The organism is Streptomyces uncialis (genome assembly GCF_036250755.1).
GTDB classification, from domain to species: Bacteria; Actinomycetota; Actinomycetes; order Streptomycetales; family Streptomycetaceae; genus Streptomyces; species Streptomyces uncialis.
This window is the reverse complement of sequence record NZ_CP109583.1, coordinates 5579411-5595927: the sequence shown is the minus strand read 5'-3', so window position 1 is coordinate 5595927 and position 16517 is coordinate 5579411. Positions and strand designations below refer to the sequence as shown.

Sequence of the window (16517 nt, the reverse complement as noted above, 5' to 3'; positions counted from 1 at the left end):
CGTGCTCGGTGTATCCGCCGAAAGTACAAGAGCCCGGCTGTGCCGATGGCCAGGTCGAATCAGGCTCTGCGGCTGATGTGCCCGCCGCCGGCATCCGTGAAGGTGGAAGCACCACCCGATCGAGCAAGGGAGCATTGCGATGAGAACGCCTCGATCCCGTACCGCACCGGAGAATCCGCCGCCCCGGAGCACGCTGGAAGATCCGCGCATGCCCGTGCGGGCCAAGCTCGCGGCGGCATGGACCAGCTTCATGTTCCTCTACATCTACGTCGACTACCTCGCCCTGTACAAGCCCGGTTTCATCGACGACCTCCTGGCCGGCACCGTCCACGAGTTCGACACCGGTCCGACGTTTGTCGCCGTCGCGCTCACGCTCATGGCCGTCCCGATCCTCATGATCCTGCTCTCCGTGACACTGCCCGCCCGTGTCAACCGCGGCATCAACCTCGTCGTAGCAGCGCTCTACATCCCCGTCTCGCTGTTCAACGCGGCAGGGGAGTCCTGGACCTACTCCTACTTCTACGGCCTCTCCATCGGACTGGAGGTGCTGCTCCTGGCCTTCATCCTGCGCTCCGCCTGGACCTGGCCGCGCCGCAGGCCGCAGCAGGCGTGACTGCCCGCTCCGCGTACCCGCGCGGGGAACACGCGAACACCTTCCGGGACCTGGGCGACGCCGAGGCCGCCGAAAACACGCCCGCCGGTCGATCGGGCACACGGACCGGCGGAACCGAGCCCGCCGAGGTGCCATGTCGCAAGCCGCGCTTGCCGTGTCACCTCTTCAGCGGCGTGACCTGGAAGCCGCGTACGCAGCGGGCATACGGACGCTCATGCTGTCCGGGCGGTGTCCGGGCGGGTGAAGTCGGCACGTGCCGGAAGCGCGGACCTAGGCCTCGGGCTTCTCCGGCACCGCGTAGCCGGGTACCGACGGCCAGCGGACGGTCAGCACCACCGACTCCTCCTCCGCGATCCAGGAGTGGTCGACTCCGCGCCCCCACACGACGTAGTCACCCTGCTGCTCCAGAAGCACGCTGCGACCGGGGAGCTCGACCCGGAACCGGCCGCTGATGAGCACCAGAAGAGCGACGCGTTCCTCGCCCTCCACCCACTGGGAGCGCTCGTCGCCCGGGGGGTGGACGCCCCACTTGATCTCCACGGCCTCGCTGTGGCGCGGGTCACCGACATCCTTGAAGTGTCCGAGGAGCCATCCCCGGTCCAGTGCCGCATCCTTGCCCGCATTGCCCACGTACACGCTGTCGTTCACGAGGCCGGACGCTAGCAAAGCTGTTCCCGTGATCGGAAACCGGCTCCGCCGCGGATCGGTTCCGCCGGACATCGGTTCCGCCGGTCCGGTCGGCGGGGCCGTCATCAGGCCAGATCCTCCGGGACCGGGCCGGGCGTTGCCCGAGTCGGGACGGGACGGGGCCGCGCATTCGGGTGGGCGAGCGGGCGCGCGTCATGCGCCGGGGGCTGTTCAGCTGACGGGGACGGCGTCGGACGGGGCGGTGTGCCAGTTGGTGACGACCGGCTTGTCGACGGTGATGGTGCCGACCGGCAGGGAGACCGGGTTCGGGTCGTCGTCGGCGGCGCTGACGATGATGTGCTCCAGCTCCTTGCCACCGTCCTCCGTGGTGGTCTTCGGGTTCAGCCCGGCGTAGGCGGTGGTGTCCCCGGTCAGCGTGATCTGCCGGCCTGCGGACTGCTCGGCGGGACCCGCCTCGGTGCCGTCGGAGCCGAACGCCACGACCGGGAGCGCGGCCGCCAGGTCACAGGTGATCCCCGGCTTCGCCTTCGCGATGATCAGGATGTATCCGCCGGCCTGGCTCTCGGCCCTGGTGCTCCAGGAGATGTCGTTGGTGCCGCAGCTCTGCCCGACCGGCGTCCGCTCCCCGTCGCCGGTGTCGACACCGGAACCGCCCTGGTCCTCGGTGACCGGCTGCCGCTCCCCGTCGCCCGTGTCGGCACCGGAGCCCGGCGCTTCCTCGGCACCCTTGTCCGTCGAGTCGGCACCCTTGTCGCCGCCCGCACCGCTCTCCGCGGCCGACGAGCCGGACTCGGCGGCCTCGCTCCCGGCCGAAGCGGCGGACGACGAATCCCGCGCGCCGTTGTCCTTGGCCGTGTCCTGGCACGCCGTCAGCAGCATGGCGCCGCCCACGAGGGCCGCGGAGACGAGGAAGGACTTGCGACGGTCGCGGAACATGAAATCCCCTTGGGTGATCGGTGGTCGAGGCCGAATCGGTCTCGGCCGCTCGGTGGTCGCTCGATCACTATGAGGCGGCGGTGAGCCGGACGGCTCCCCGCGTATTCGTTCCAGAACCCGGCTGTCACAGACCGGTGACATGATCACGAAGGGGAGATACCTGGAGACGGCATGTTCGTCCCACGCCGGGCCCTGACCTGCGGCGGTACCCGGAGTGCGGCGCCCCGACCCCCGCCCCACCGCACCACGGACCCCGTACGCGCACGGGGCACCGGCGGGCCCCGTGCGGGAGCGGGCCCCGCCGGGGGCGGGTGCGCCCCCGGCCGGGTACCGCGTGCCGGACTTCTCAAGCGGTCGCCGTCAGCCGAACTGGCCGGGCTGGTAGCTGCCCGCGGGCTGCTGGACGATGACGTTGGCGCGGTTGAAGGCGTTGATGATGGCGATGAGGGCCACCAGCGCGGCCAGCTGCTCCTCGTCGTAGTGCTTGGCGGCGTTCGCCCAGACCTCGTCCGGGACACCGCCCGCCGCGTCGGCGATACGGGTGCCCTCCTCCGCCAGCTCCAGCGCGGCGCGCTCGGCGTCGGTGAACACCGTGGCCTCGCGCCAGGCCGCGACCAGGTGGAGGCGGGTGGCGGTCTCCCCCGCGTGCGTGGCCTCCTTGGTGTGCATGTCGGTGCAGAATCCACAGCCGTTGATCTGGCTGGCGCGGATCTTCACCAGTTCCTGTGTCGCGGCCGGCAGCGTCGAGTCCGATATCACCTTCCCCGCCGCGCTGAGCTGCTGCACGAACTTGCCAGCGAGCTGGTTGCCGAAGAGGTTCAAACGAGCACTCATGGTGCACTCCTTGCGCCATCGTCATCGGGTTGCACCTCTTCGACGGAACGGCGCGTCAGGATGTGACACGGACGCGTGTGACCTGCGCCACTCAGGCCACCCCCACGCTCCCGTGACGACTCCAACACCCCGTACCCGTCCGGCGCTTGCGGCTCCCGAACGTAACCTCTATAACTGGTTACATGACTTCACGCACCCTGCACTGGAAGCTCGTCATCGACGCCGGGGACCCGCACGCACAGGCGGAGTTCTGGGCCGACGCCCTCGGCTATGCGATCGAGGACAACAACGCGCTCATCGAGGGGCTGCTGGCCGCCGGACACGCCCCCGAGGAGCTGACCGTCGAGCGCTGGGGGCGCCGGGCCTGGCGGGACCTCGTCGCGGTGCGGCACCCCGACGACCCCTACGACGAGGCGAGCGGGACGGGGCTGGGGCGGCGGCTGCTGTTCCAGCGGGTGCCCGAGGTGAAGACCGTCAAGAATCGGCTACATATCGACGTGCACCCGGCGGCCGGTGAGCGCGAGGCGGAAGTGGCCCGGCTGGCGGATCGCGGCGCCACCGTACTGACGCGGGTGAAGGAACCGGGAGGTGAGTGGGTCGTCATGAGCGATCCCGAGGGCAACGAGTTCTGCGTGAGCTGACGGTCCGCGCCCCGGCACCGGATCGCCGCACGTTCGACTATCGAACGATTCCCGCTATCCGAACACCAGTGTCCAAATAGCGCTCTTGATGGAATCTCATGTTCCGCTGACCATCGGGCTCCTCAGTTCCCCCCACGGAATCCGGAGCCCCCCACATGACCGCCACCCTCACCCGTCGCACCGTACGACGCCGGGCGCTCATCGCCGCCTTCGCCGCCGGTGCCACCCTTCTCACCAGCGGGTTCGTCACCGGTCCGACCACCGCGCCGAAGGTCGCGGCGGCCCCGGACATCCCGCTGGCGAACCTGACGGGTCATCTGAACCAGTTCCAGTCCATCGCCACGGCCAACGGGGGCAACCGCGCCCACGGCAGGCCGGGTTACCGGGCCTCGCTCGACTACGTCAAGGCCAAGCTGGACGCGGCCGGGTACACGACGAGCATCCGCACCTTCACCTCCGGCGGGCGCGCCGGGTACAACCTGATAGCCGACTGGCCGGGCGGCGACCCCAACCAGGTGATCATGGCGGGCGCCCATCTCGACAGTGTGGCCGCGGGCGCCGGGATCAACGACAACGCGACCGGTTCGGCGGCGGTCCTGGAGACCGCGCTGGCCGTGTCCCGCGCGCAGTTCCGGCCCACGAAGCATCTGCGGTTCGCGTGGTGGGGCGCCGAGGAGCTGGGCCTGGTGGGCTCCCGCAACTACGTGAACGGGCTGTCCGCGGCCGACCGCACCCGGATCAAGGGCTACCTCAACCTCGACATGGTCGGCTCCCCCAACCCGGGTTACTTCGTCTATGACGACGACCCGGTCATCGAGCAGACGTTCAAGGGCTACTTCGCCGGGCTCGGCGTCCCGACCGAGATCGAGACCGAGGGCGACGGCCGCTCGGACCACGCCCCGTTCAAGAACGTCGGCATCCCGGTCGGCGGGCTCTTCACGGGCGCCGGGTACGTCAAGTCGGCCGCCCAGGCCGCCAAGTGGGGCGGGACCTCCGGCGTCGCGTTCGACCGCTGCTACCACCGCGCGTGCGACACCACGGCCAACGTCTCCACGACCGCCCTGGACCGCAACAGCGACGCGCTCGCGCACACGCTCTGGACGCTCTCCTCGTAGCAGCGGCGGCCGGGCGCCGGACATCCGGTCCCGGGTGTCGGACGTCGGACGTCGGACGTCGGACGTCGGACGTCAGGTGCCGGGCACCGGCTGTCGGGCGTCAGGGCGTCATCGGGTCCCGTGGCACGGGCCCGCCGACCGGGCAGGGCTCCGCCCCCCGGCCCGCGGCGCAGGCCACGTGGACGGGGGTGCGCCGTGCGAACACGCGGCGCCCCGCCGTCCCGGCCGGGGGCCGGCCGTCCATCAGGGCGGTCGGCCCCCTGGCGGGACCTCGGGTCCAGGAGGGACGGTCCGCCACCGGGGCGGTCGGCTCCGATGGGGCGGTCGGCTCCGACGGGGCGGTCGGCCCTGGCTGGGCGGTCGGCCCTGGCTGGGATTCGGGCACGGCGGGGATTCGGGCACGGGATACCCTTGTGTCACCGTCCGGTGGGAGATTTCCGTATCGCCGCCCCGGGTGACCCTCGCGGAACTGCCAGGGCGGGCGCCCCCACTATCAAGTCCCAGGGCTCGCAAATCACACTCAGAGCCCGGGTCAATACAACTCAGAGTCCAACTTCCGCTGCTCTTGCCCCGCTCGGGAGCGCGCCGCTGTCGTGATTTGACTGTTACTTGGCCAGCAATTGACAGTCAAACAAGGCTGACCCTATTGATGGGACTTCCCAACTCGCCCCCGGCGGCCGCCCAGACCCCCGGCCCCGGGCCGGCCCGGAGGTCCTTCATGCGCCGTCCCCCCACCCATCGCGGCAGCACCCTCGCGCTGTCCGCGCTGCTGCTGCCCGCGCTCGCCGCCTGCGGCGGGTCCGGCAGCGGTTCGGGCGACAAGAAGGAGCGGAAGGCCGACCCCAAGGTGCGGGCCGCCGAGAAGCTGGTCATCTACTCCGGGCGCGACGAGAAACTGGTCGCCCCGATCGTCGCCAAGCTGGAGAAGGCCACCAACACCAAGGTCGAGATCCACTACGGCGACAGCGCCGAACTGGCCGCCCGCATCCTGAAGGAGGGCCACCGGACCCAGGCCGGGCTGTTCTTCTCGCAGGACGCGGGCGCGCTCGGCGCGCTGTCGCGCGCCGGGATGCTCGCCGAACTGCCCCGGGCCTCGCTGGAGAAGGTCGACTCCGCGTTCCGCGGCAGCGGGGGCGACTGGATCGGCGTCTCCGGCCGGTCGCGGGTCATCGCGTACGACGCACGGCAGACCGACGCGGCCCCGGACAGCGTCAAGGAGCTGACCGGGCCCAAGTGGAAGGGCAAGGTCGGCTACGCGCCCACCAACGCGTCCTTCCAGTCGTTCGTCACCGGGATGCGCGTCCTGGAGGGCGATAGGACCACCCTGAAGTGGCTCAAGGACCTCAAGGCCAACGGCGCCCGCCCGTACGGGAAGAACGACGCGATCCTCAACGGCGTGGAATCCGGCGAGATCGCCCTCGGCCTGATCAACCACTACTACTGGTACGAGCAGCACGCCGCGATCGAGGCACGCGGCGGCAAGGTCCACTCGAAGATCCACTTCCTGCCGGGCGGCGACCCGGGCGCCCTGATCAACACGGCGGGCGTGGGTGTCCTCAAGGACGGCGGGCAGAACGCGGCCGCCGGGCGGGCCGTCGACTATCTGCTCGGCAAGGAGGCGCAGAAGTACTTCGCCGGGAAGACCAAGGAGTACCCGCTCGCCGAGGGCGTCACCTCCCCCGTCAAGGACCTCCTTCCGTCGCTGAAGTCCCTGGACGCCCCGAAGATCGACCTCGGCAGGCTGGACTCGCTCAAGAAGACCCAGGAGATGCTCAAGGAAGCCGGGATGGTCTGAGGCGGGATGGGCTGAGGGGCACGGGGCGCCCGGGGCGCGGGTCGCGGGCGTGCGGTTCGGGTGCTCGGTGTGCCGGGTGGTTCGGTGTGCCGGGTGCCGTAACGGGGGGCGTCGGGTGTGGCGTTACGCCGTGACGTCCTTCGCCGTGAACCTCGCCCAGGCCGCCGACCCGAACACCGCCGCGTACACCGCCTGGACTCCCGCGTTACGGACCAGGTCGTCCCAGTACACCGGCTCCCGCATCAGATCCGCGAACGACAGCCAGTGATGCGAGAAGAGGTACGGCTGTATCGCGTGCAACTGGGGTATCTGGTCGAGGATCTGCACCGTGATCAGCAGCCCCACCGTCGTCGCCATCGCGGCGATACCGCTGTGGGTCAGCGTGGACACGAACAGCCCCAGCGCCGCGATCCCGACCAGCGACAGCGCGACGGCGACCGCGATCAGCGCGGTCCGCACCAGCCCCTCACCGAAGCTGATCCGGGTCCCGGAGATGGTGGTGAGATCACCGAGCGGGAACAGCAGCGCCCCCACGGTGAGCGCCGACACCGCCACCACCAGCGTCGCGACCAGGCAGAACGTGAGCACCGCGGCGTACTTGACCAGCAGCAGTCTGGTCCGGCCGGCCGGGGCCACCAGCAGATACCGCAGGGTGCCCGCACCGGACTCGCCCGCGACGGCGTCCCCGGCCACCACCCCGACGGCCATCGGCAGGAAGAACGGCAGGGTCGCGGCGAGCCCGGTGAAGACGAGGAAGAGCCCGTTGTTCGTGACCTGCGCGATGAAGGCCGGGCCCGCGCCCGCCCCGCCCGGACCACCGCCGGTCTCGATCCGCACGGCGATGCCCACCAGGAGCGGTACGGCCGCGAGCACCCCGAGCAGCGCGACCGTCCGCCAGCGCCGGAACGTCATCACCAGCTCGGACCGGAACAGCCCGAACGTCCAGGTCCACCGCGGCTCACGACCGGCGGCGGACGGCACACCGGCGGCACCCGGCCCTGCGGGACCCGTTCCCACGTCATCCGTCCCCATGTCCACGTCATCCGCTCCGGCACGGGCTTCCCCCGCCCCGGCCGTCTCACTGCGCGACATCGAAGCCCTCCCCCGTCAGCGCCATGAACGCGTCCTCCAGCGAGGCCCGCTCCACGGCGAAGCCCCGTACCCGTACGCCCGCCTCCACCAGGGCCCGGGAGACCTCGGCGAGTTCACCGTCGGGAGGCTCGGCCGTGACGCGGTCGTCCGTGACGACGACATCGACCAGGCCCCGTTCCTTCAGCAGCCGGGCGGCGTCGGCCGGGTCGGGGGTGGTGACGACGAGTCTGCCCCGGACACCCGAGGCCAGCTCGGCCACCGGGCCCTGGACGATCAGCCGGCCCCGGGCCATCACCGCCGCGTGGGTGCACACCTGCTCGATCTCGTCGAGGAGATGGGAGGACAGGAACACCGTCGTCCCGTCCGAGGCCAGCTCCCGTACCAGCGCGCGGATCTCCCGCATGCCCTGCGGGTCGAGACCGTTGGTCGGCTCGTCGAGGACGAGCAGCCGACGGGGGCGCAGCAGGGCCGCCGCGAGCCCGAGCCGCTGTTTCATCCCGAGGCTGTAGGCACGCGCCTTCTTCCCCGCGGCGGCGGTGAGTCCCACCCGCTGAAGGGCGGTCTCCACCCGGGCGCGGCGGGTGCGGGGGTCGGCGGTGGGGTCGGCGGAGTCGTAGCGGACGAGGTTGTCGCGGCCGGTCAGGAATCCGTACAGCGCGGGGCCCTCGATCAGGGCGCCCACCTGGGGGAGCACCGTGCGGGACGCGCGGGGCATCGGGCTGCCCAGCACCTCGGCGGTGCCCGTGGTCGGCTCGATCAGGCCCATCAGCATGCGGATGGTGGTGGTCTTCCCGGAGCCGTTGGGCCCGAGGAAGCCGAAGACGCTGCCTTCGGGGACGCTGAGGTCCAGTCCGTCGACCGCGAGCTGTCCCCGGCCGTACCGCTTCGTCAGCCCCTTGGTCGTGATGACCGCCGGGCCGTCGTCGGTTTCCGCCACAGTGGCCCACCTCCCCCGGCCGACGCTACCCGACCTCCTCGGGCCCCCGGCCCCGTGTGTACGGGGCCGGTGCCCACCCGTCTGTCCTGGGTACCGGGACGGGAACCGCCGGGCGCCCGGACCCGGCCGTGCGGGCTCGCCGGGTGGTGCGGGGCGGGCCGCGAACGGTCCGCCCCGGACCTCCGGGTCGATCAGATCCGCCCGGACCCCGGAGGGGTCAGCGGGCGCCCTCCGCCGCCTTCAGCAGCGTGTCCTTGGTGACCGCGCCGACGTACACCTTGCCGTCGTCGGTGACCAGGGCGTTCACCAGGCGGGTCGAGTAGACCGTGCCGGAACCGAACTTCCCGGAGACCTTGTCCCCGAGGGAGTCGAGGAACTGGCCCGCCGCGCCCGGCACGTCCTCCCCGCCGGACGGCAGGGCCGCCCCGCCGGGTGTGCTGATCTCGGCTATGGCGTTCCACCCGGAGCCGATGACCTTCGTCCGGGCGCCGTCGGCCGTGGCCGCGTCCCCGATGCCGGGCAGCGGGAGACCGTCGAACTTCGGCGCGTCCCCGCCCTTCGGCCTGTCCTTGGGGGCGTCCTTGGCGTCCGCCAGGCCGTCCGCCTCGGTGACCTCGGCGCCCTTGGGCGGGGTGAAGTCGAAGGTCGAGGCCGCCGGCTTGGCGAAGTCGACCTTGGTGAAGGTGACGTCCACGATCGCGCTGCCACCGGCCGCGGGGACCAGTGTGAACTTCAGCGGGGTGCCGTTCTTCGCGTCGACCGCGAGCTGGATCGACCCGACGGTCGAACCCGACGCCTTCGGCTTGACGACGAGCTTGTACGCGTCCCGGCCCGCGACGCGCGTGCTGCCGTCCACGGTGACCGAGGTGGTGTCCCCGGCGGCCTTCAGCACCTCGTCGGCGAACGCCTTGGGCGTGGCCGGGAGGTCGTCGGCCTTGCTCTGCCGCTTGTCCTTCTGCGCGCGGTCCTTCCCCGCGCTCTCATGGGCCCCGCCCTTGGCGTGGAACACCTCGTTCGACCCGCTGTCGTACGCCCATACGTCCCCGCCGTTGCGGATGAGGCTGTACTCGGACGCCTCGCCCAGCACCGACAGCTTGGCGCGCTCCGCGCCGTCCGCCGCGACCCGCAGGGTGTGGGTGCCCTGCGCGAGCTCCAGCAGCTTGGCCTGCGGATCGGCCGTCGAGCTCCCCTCACCCTCGGGGGCGAAGGAGCCGAGGGCCCCGGACGCGATGCTCGGCAGCCCGAGATCGGTACTGATCTTCACCGTGCCCGAGAGCTGCTCGGTCTCCGACGCGGCGATCTTCTCGATGAGCTGCTGTGCGCTGATCTCCGGCAGGTCCGGGTCGCCCGAGTCGGCGAGCGCGGGGACGAGGCCGATGGTCGCCACCGCCACCCCCACGACCGTCACCGGGACGGCGTACCGTGCCGCCCGGCGGCGCCCCGCGCGGGGTCGTGCGGCCCGCGCGGAGCCTGCTGCGCCCTCGACGGGAGTCTTCTCGGATTCGTACGGTGCCATGTGTGCCCTACCTCCGTGGTCCGGCGACGACCTTCCGTACCCCTGATGGGTCCACCCCGCGCCGCCATTCTCACCCGGGTGCTCAGGAGTGCTCCTCTCCATGAGACCAAATCCCATGCCCCGGGGCGTCAGACCTCGGAGCCAACTTCCCGTACTGCCGAGGTATGACATCCACGGGTACCACGTTCACTCTCCCGTAGGGGATGACACCACCCGTGTGCGTGTGCAAGGCCCGCCCCAGGGCCGCGCGTCGGCTCCCGGGACGCCGTCAGCGCTGGACGAAGACGTAGTCCGCGCCGTACGGGACCCCCTTGACCGTGCCGGGCACGCAGTTCCCCGCCGGGGCGACGCCGCCGGTCGTGTTGAGCCGGAGGATCTCGGCGGTGGTGGCGAGCAGCCCCTGCTTCTTGCCCGACTTCTTTGCCCTGAGGTCCAGTTCGGGGATGTTCGCGGCGCCGTTCGGCGTCCGGCCGACGACCTCGCCGGTGACGGCGCTGCCGTCGCGCGCGACCCACCGGGGGGTCCCGGAGCCGGGCCGGGTGAAGGTGTGGCCGATCCGGCCGTCGAGCACGGCCCGCACATCGCGCTGCGCGAAGCTGTGGCCACCGGCGCGGTTACGCTCGCAACGGTAGATCTGCTCGCCCTTGACGACGGACGCCTGGAAGCTGTCCGGGGCGTGCCGGAAGTCGACGCGGGCGGTGACCTTGTGGAGCTGGCCCCGGACCGCCCCGCCCGGGAACTCGGCGGTGTGCAGATTCGCGTAGAAGCCGGCCGGGTCGTCCCTCAGCCGCTGGAGCACCGTCCGGTCCGTGACGGTGACGGTGGCGGTCAGGCTGTTGCCCCTGGCGGCGCCGAGCAGCGGGGTGTAGTCGACCTCGATGGCTCCGTTGACGCCCTTGACCCCGTCGTGGATGTGCAGCGCGGTGGGCGGGGTGACGCCGTGCCACTTCACCGCGACGGACACCTTGTCGCCCTTGACCCGCAGGAACAGGAGGGCGCCTCCGTCCGGGTCGCCCACGGCCGCGCCGCTGGCGGGCGGCACCTCGTTGGCCCCGCGCAGGGACGCGGCGAGGACGGTACTCGTACCGGCGGCGGTAGCCGCACCTTCTGTGGTGCCCGCCCCTGACGGGGTACCGCTGCCGTGGCCGGCGGCATGCCCGTCGCGGTGGGTGAGGCCATGGCCCCCGGTGTCCCGGGCGCCGCTGTCCGCTGTCGCGGGCAGGACCGTGACGGTGACGCCCAGCGCGGTGGCGGCGGCCAGGGAGCCGACCGTGATCACGGTGCGGCGGCGATTGGCAAATACGTTCATATCAGTAAACCTCCCCGTTCGAGGCGGACGACTGCGGCGTCTGCCTGCGGCGTGTGGCGAAGGGACCGGTTCCCCCTTCGCGGTCGGCCCAAGCGGAGATCCACCCGGCTGAGCGCGCCCACCCCCCACACGTGGCTCCGCCGGACCTGGTTCACCCCGGTTCCCCGCGCCGTCGCTCGGTGGGTGCGCAGTTCCCCGCGGGTCGCCTTCGCTCGCGCTTCCCAGGTCTGTCCGGCTGGACGTACTTGTTCCCTGTGCCGTCGCTCGTGGGGTGCGCAGTTCCCCGCAGGTCGCCCTTCGCTCGCGCTTCCCAGGTCTGTCCGGGTGGGCGCACTTGTTCGCGGTGCCGTCGCTCGGTGGGTGCGCAGTTCCCCGCGCCCCTTACGTGCTGCCCTCTTGCGGTCGCTTCTTCGAGTGCGGGTCGCCCTCGTTCTCGCGCAGTTCCCCGCAGGTCGCCTTCGCTCGCGCCCCCGAGGTTTCCGGTGCTGGACGTACTTGCCCCTGCGCCGTCGCTCGTGGGGTGCGCAGTTCCCCGCGCCCCTCAGGTCGCGCCCCTTACGGTTCCCGTTCGGCTGCGGATCGCCCGAGGTTGCTCGCGCAGTTCCCCGCAGGTCGCCCTTCGCTCGCGCTTCCCAGGTCTGTCCGGCTGGGCGTACCTGTTCCCGGTGCCGTCGCTCGTGGGGTGCGCAGTTCCCCGCGCCCCTCAGGTCGCGCCCCTTACGGTTCCCGTTCGGCTGCGGATCGCCCGAGGTTGCTCGCGCAGTTCCCCGCGCCCCTGAGGTGCTGCCCCATCACGGTCGCTCTTCGGGTGCGGGTCGGCCCTCGTTGTTGCGCAGTTCCCCGCGCCCCTGACGGGGCACCCCTCTCCTCGCGCAGTCGCGTTGCTACGGGAGGGGGTGGGCGGGAATCTCTGCCCGCAGACTCCGATGCTCTTCAGCACGGCAAGGGGAACGTCCGACCGAGCGCGTTGGATCGAGGACGGAGAATCCCGACCGGCCCCGACCCGAAGGACCGACAGAACGCGCCCCAAAGGGGCGCGGGGAACTGCGCGAAGACGAGAACCGGCCCGCACCCGACGAGCGACAGCAGGAGGCAGCATCCAGGGGCGCGGGGAACTGCGCACCCACCGAGCGACGGCACACGAACGAAGTGCGCCCACCCGGACAGACCTGGGAGGCGCGAGCGAAGGCGACCTGCGGGGAACTGCGCGAAAACGACGAGCGACGGCACAGCAACGAAGTTCGTCCACCCGGACGGACCTGGGAAGCGCAAGCGAAGGCGACCCGCGAAGGGGATTCAGCCCGCGCGGTGGACCACCGCATCGCACAGCTCCACCAACGCCGCCTTCGCGTAACACTCCGGCAAGGGCCCGAGCGCGGCCCGAGCGTCCTGCGCGTACCGCACGGTGTCCCGCCGGGCCTGCTCCAGCGCGGGATGCGCCCGCAACCGCGTCAGCGCCTCACGATGGCGCGCGTCGTCACTCAGATCGGAGTCCAGCAACGCGCACAGCGCGAGATCCTCCGCGTGCCCGAGCCGCGCGGCCCGCTCCCGCAGCCGCAGCACGGGCAGCGTGGGAATGCCCTCCCGCAGATCCGTGCCGGGCGTCTTGCCCGACTCATGGGAGTCGGACGCGATGTCGAGGACGTCGTCCGCGAGCTGGAACGCGACCCCGAGCCGCTCCCCGTACTGCGTGAGCACGTCGACGACCGTGTCGTCGGCGCCCGACATCATCGCCCCGAAGCGGCCGGCGACCGCGATCAGCGACCCCGTCTTGCCGCCGATCACATCGAGGTAGTGGTCGACGGGGTCCCGTCCGTCGCGCGGGCCGGCGGTCTCCAGGATCTGACCGGTGACCAGGCGTTCGAACGCCTCGGCCTGGATACGGACGGCCTCGGGCCCGAGGTCGGCCAGGATGTGGGACGCGCGGGCGAACAGGAAGTCGCCGGTGAGCACGGCCACCGAGTTGTCCCAGCGGCTGTTGGCGCTGGGCACCCCGCGCCGTACGTCCGCCTCGTCCATCACGTCGTCGTGGTAGAGCGTCGCCAGATGCGTCAGCTCCACGACCACGGCCGAGGGCACCACACCCGGCGCGTACGGGTCACCGAACTGCGCCGCGAGCATCGCCAGCAGGGGCCGGAAGCGCTTGCCCCCGGCACGCACCAGGTGCTGGGCGGCCCCGGTGATGAAGGGCACCTCGCTCTTGGTGGCTTCGAGCAGCCCCTCCTCGACAGCAGCCAATCCGGCCTGGACATCGGCTTCGAGAGCCTGGTCCCGCACGCTCAGCCCGAAAGGCCCGACGACGGTCACGAGGGGGTCTCCTGTCTGCTGACGGTCACGAGGTCGTACACACGGTTTGTCGATGTGTCGCCGCTATCACTCAAGTCAGCGTATCCGGTCCCCTTTCGATCACTGTGAGCCCCCGCCCGACCGTGCGGGGCACCACGCGATCAATGCCGGTAGGTTTTTGATCAGCTCATCCGATTTCACCGGAGACACACACGAAACCCAGGGAAAGACGGGAACCGCCGACCCGGGGACAAGGTTCCCATCCGCACCGGAGTCCCTGGTCACCGCCCCCGTCCGTCCGGTGGGCACCGCAACCGCGACCCGCCCCGCCCCGGGGTCCCGGTCCCGCGCGGACCGGCGCCCGCCGGGACCGCACACGTGTCACCCGGCGTATCGGATTCCGGCCGGATCAGGTCCGTACGGGCGCGGCCCCGTAGAGCCGTTCCAGCACCGCCGCCACGCCGTCGTCCTCGTTGGAGCCGGTGATCTCGTCGGAGACGGCCTTCAGCTCGTCATGGGCGTTGGCCATCGCCACGCCGTGGGCGGACCACAGGAACATGGGGATGTCGTTCGGCATGTCCCCGAAGGCGAGGGTGTCCCGGGGCCCGGTGCCGAGCAGATCGGCGGCCCGCGCGAGGGCGGTGGCCTTGGTGATGCCCAGCGGCTGGAGCTCGACCGCGCCGGGACCGGCCATGGTGACGGTCACCAGATCGCCGACGACGGTCCGGGCCGCCGCCGCCAGCTCGTCCTCGGCCAGCTCGGGGTGGTGGATCAGCACCTTGGTCAGCGGCCGGTCCCACAGCTCGTCACGATGCCCCGCACGCTCCCCGGACAGTGTCGGATGACGGACGGTGAACCCGGGCTCCATCAGCATCAGCCCGTCGGTGCCGTCCTGGTTCACCGCCGCGAGGACGCTGCCCACCTCGGCCTCCACCTTGCCCAGCGCGACCTCGGCGATCTCCCGGTCCAGGGTCACCGACCACACGATCCGGCCCGATCCGGCGTCGTACAGCTGCGCGCCCTGCCCGCACACCGCGAGCCCCCGGTGCCCCAGCTCCCGCAGCACGGGGACGACCTGCGGGACCGGCCGCCCGGTGGCCACGATGTGGGCCGCGCCCGCAGCGACCGCGCGGGTCAGGGCCGCGCGGGTACGCGGCGAGAGCGAATCGTCGGCGCGCAGCAGCGTGCCGTCGAGGTCGGTGGCGATGAGCGAGTATGCGAGTGCGGCCATGATCCCGAGAATACGGATGCTCCGGGGGTCAACGGGCCGACTGTGAAGAGGAGATGACCGGGACGGGCTCCGTACGGTAATGGGGCCCCGGACCACTCCGCCCCTCCCCCGGACCGGGCCCGGCGGCACCGGCCCCCGTGCGACACCGCACCGTCACCCGTGGGCCGCACCAGTACCCGTCGCCGCAGCACCCGCACCCGCACCCTCGGCCGCAGCACCCCAACCCGTGACCGCCAGCGCAGCACCCGCACCCGCACCCGTCGACCGCAGTACCCGTACCCGTACCCGTCGACCACCCCACCGCATCGTCATCCGTGGGCCGCCGCGAGATGCGCGGCCAACCGTGGTGACGCGAACCGGGTGCCGCACACGAAGCGCATCACCGGCCCGTACGACGCCGCCGCCGGGAGCCCCGTGAAGTACAGGCCGGGGACGGAGGAGACGAAGCCCGCGCGCAGCAGCGGGGTGCCCCGGCTCGTCCCGAGCCGGGCGCGCAGCGAGTGGCCGAGGAAGTCCAGCGCGGCGAGGTCGACGCGGTAGCCGGTGGCGGCGATCACATGGTCGGCGGAGAGCTCCCCTATACGTGCCGCTATACGGCCCGCGGGGGCCTCCAGGGCCAGCAGCGGACGGCTGTCCGGCCCGCTGCCCTCGACCCCGGAACGCACGACCCGCCGCACCTCGCGCACGGTCACCGAGCGCTCGAACCGCTCCCGCAGCCACCAGGCGCCCAGCGGTCCGAGGACCCGGCGGACCAGATGGTGGCGGGCCTGCGGCGGCAGGAAGCGGTACGGCTGCGCGTGATAGCTGAGCGCGTACAGCGACCAGGCCCGGCCGAAGGGCGACACGGGACGCAGCCGCGGCTGCTCCCAGGGCGGGTCCCCGAAGTCCACCGCGCCCTTGCCGCGGGCCACCACCCGTACCCGGGCCCCCGCCTCGGCGGCCAGCACGGCCGTCTCCAGGGCGGACTGCCCGGCTCCGACGACGGCGAGGTCCTTGCCGGCGAACACGCTCAGGTCGGTGTGCTGGGAGCTGTGCGACAGCGGTCCCTGCGGGCTGGGCCCGTCGGGCGCCGCCCCGGTCAGCTCGCGCGGGAGGTGGGTGAACGAGGACAGTCCGGTCGCGACGACGACCGCGCGGGCCACGCAGGTCTCGCCGGAGTCCAGCTTCAGTTCGAAGGTGTCACCGCGCGGTTCGACGGCGACGACCCGTACCCGTTCCAGCTCGGGGACCAACTCCTGCTGAAACCATTCTCCATAGGCGGTGAACGTCTCGACGGGGACCAGGTCCTCGTCGCTCACCAGGGGCCGCGCGCCGATCGCCGCGCAGTAGTCGGCCAGGGTGTGGCCCGGCCGGGGCGCGTCGATGTTCGACGCGGCGGGCGTCGACTTGAGGAGCATCCCGGCGGGCATGTTCGCCCGCCAGCTCGCCATCGGCTCGCCGAAGACGCGCACCGGCAGACCGCGTGCGCGTAAGTGTGCGGCGGTGGACAGGCCGTACGGCCCGGCTCCGACGACTGCGACCGGATGATTCACGAAGTCCCTCCTGAGGACGGCGACTTGCCTCA

14 protein-coding genes and 1 pseudogene are annotated in these 16517 nt (G+C 71.7%); 5 read left to right on the top strand and 10 right to left on the bottom strand.

Going from position 1 to position 16517, the window contains the following annotated elements:
* Window positions 1-208: 208 nt before the first annotated feature.
* Together OG711_RS23280 and OG711_RS39190 are read left to right on the top strand one after the other, a co-directional pair.
* A complete protein-coding gene (locus OG711_RS23280) occupies window positions 209-613 on the top strand; it encodes a DUF6326 family protein (protein WP_218623287.1) in 405 nt (134 codons plus the stop codon).
* 11 nt (window positions 614-624) lie between these two features.
* A pseudogene (locus tag OG711_RS39190) lies at window positions 625-836 on the top strand (transcriptional regulator); the annotation flags it as partial.
* Window positions 837-883: 47 nt separating this feature from the next.
* Here the strand turns inward: OG711_RS39190 and OG711_RS23275 are convergent.
* From OG711_RS23275 to OG711_RS23265, 3 genes are all read right to left on the bottom strand, one after another.
* Window positions 884-1261: a cupin domain-containing protein gene (locus OG711_RS23275; RefSeq protein ID WP_073792943.1), complete on the bottom strand. Its 378-nt coding sequence runs from the start codon at window positions 1259-1261 to the stop codon at window positions 884-886.
* Between the two features lie 210 nt (window positions 1262-1471).
* Complete coding sequence (locus tag OG711_RS23270; protein WP_266516621.1) at window positions 1472-2197, bottom strand: DUF4232 domain-containing protein; 726 nt, start codon at window positions 2195-2197, stop codon at window positions 1472-1474.
* Between the two features lie 360 nt (window positions 2198-2557).
* Complete coding sequence (locus OG711_RS23265; RefSeq protein ID WP_099280547.1) at window positions 2558-3031, bottom strand: carboxymuconolactone decarboxylase family protein; 474 nt, start codon at window positions 3029-3031, stop codon at window positions 2558-2560.
* A gap of 182 nt (window positions 3032-3213) precedes the next feature.
* Here OG711_RS23265 and OG711_RS23260 point away from each other — a divergent pair, with 182 nt between their 5' ends.
* The 3 genes from OG711_RS23260 to OG711_RS23250 all read left to right on the top strand — a co-directional run bounded on the left by OG711_RS23260 (window position 3214) and on the right by OG711_RS23250 (window position 6582).
* Window positions 3214-3672: a VOC family protein gene (locus OG711_RS23260; RefSeq protein ID WP_329560257.1), complete on the top strand. Its 459-nt coding sequence runs from the start codon at window positions 3214-3216 to the stop codon at window positions 3670-3672.
* A gap of 155 nt (window positions 3673-3827) precedes the next feature.
* Complete coding sequence (locus tag OG711_RS23255) at window positions 3828-4787, top strand: M28 family metallopeptidase (protein ID WP_329560256.1); 960 nt, start codon at window positions 3828-3830, stop codon at window positions 4785-4787.
* A gap of 718 nt (window positions 4788-5505) precedes the next feature.
* Window positions 5506-6582 (top strand): iron ABC transporter substrate-binding protein, encoded by a 1077-nt coding sequence (locus OG711_RS23250; protein WP_329560255.1) that lies wholly within the window; start codon window positions 5506-5508, stop codon window positions 6580-6582.
* A gap of 123 nt (window positions 6583-6705) precedes the next feature.
* On the opposite strand, the gene OG711_RS23245 is transcribed toward OG711_RS23250, so the two are convergent.
* The 7 genes from OG711_RS23245 to OG711_RS23215 all read right to left on the bottom strand — a co-directional run bounded on the left by OG711_RS23245 (window position 6706) and on the right by OG711_RS23215 (window position 16485).
* Complete coding sequence (locus tag OG711_RS23245; protein ID WP_405674954.1) at window positions 6706-7614, bottom strand: ABC transporter permease; 909 nt, start codon at window positions 7612-7614, stop codon at window positions 6706-6708.
* Between the two features lie 46 nt (window positions 7615-7660).
* A complete protein-coding gene (locus tag OG711_RS23240) occupies window positions 7661-8611 on the bottom strand; it encodes an ABC transporter ATP-binding protein (RefSeq protein ID WP_329560254.1) in 951 nt (316 codons plus the stop codon).
* A 217-nt stretch (window positions 8612-8828) separates the two neighbouring features.
* Entirely contained in the window at window positions 8829-10127 is a 1299-nt protein-coding gene (locus OG711_RS23235) for a LolA family protein (protein WP_073792950.1), read from the bottom strand.
* A 268-nt stretch (window positions 10128-10395) separates the two neighbouring features.
* Window positions 10396-11436 (bottom strand): CHRD domain-containing protein, encoded by a 1041-nt coding sequence (locus OG711_RS23230; protein WP_329560253.1) that lies wholly within the window; start codon window positions 11434-11436, stop codon window positions 10396-10398.
* A gap of 1296 nt (window positions 11437-12732) precedes the next feature.
* On the bottom strand, window positions 12733-13743 hold the full coding sequence (locus OG711_RS23225; RefSeq protein WP_073792951.1) for a polyprenyl synthetase family protein: 1011 nt from the start codon (window positions 13741-13743) through the stop codon (window positions 12733-12735).
* A 388-nt stretch (window positions 13744-14131) separates the two neighbouring features.
* Window positions 14132-14956: an HAD family hydrolase gene (locus OG711_RS23220; RefSeq protein ID WP_073793089.1), complete on the bottom strand. Its 825-nt coding sequence runs from the start codon at window positions 14954-14956 to the stop codon at window positions 14132-14134.
* Window positions 14957-15261: 305 nt separating this feature from the next.
* Window positions 15262-16485, bottom strand: a complete 1224-nt coding sequence (locus tag OG711_RS23215; RefSeq protein ID WP_329560252.1) for an FAD-dependent oxidoreductase — start codon at window positions 16483-16485, stop codon at window positions 15262-15264.
* Between the last annotated feature and the right edge of the window lie 32 nt (window positions 16486-16517).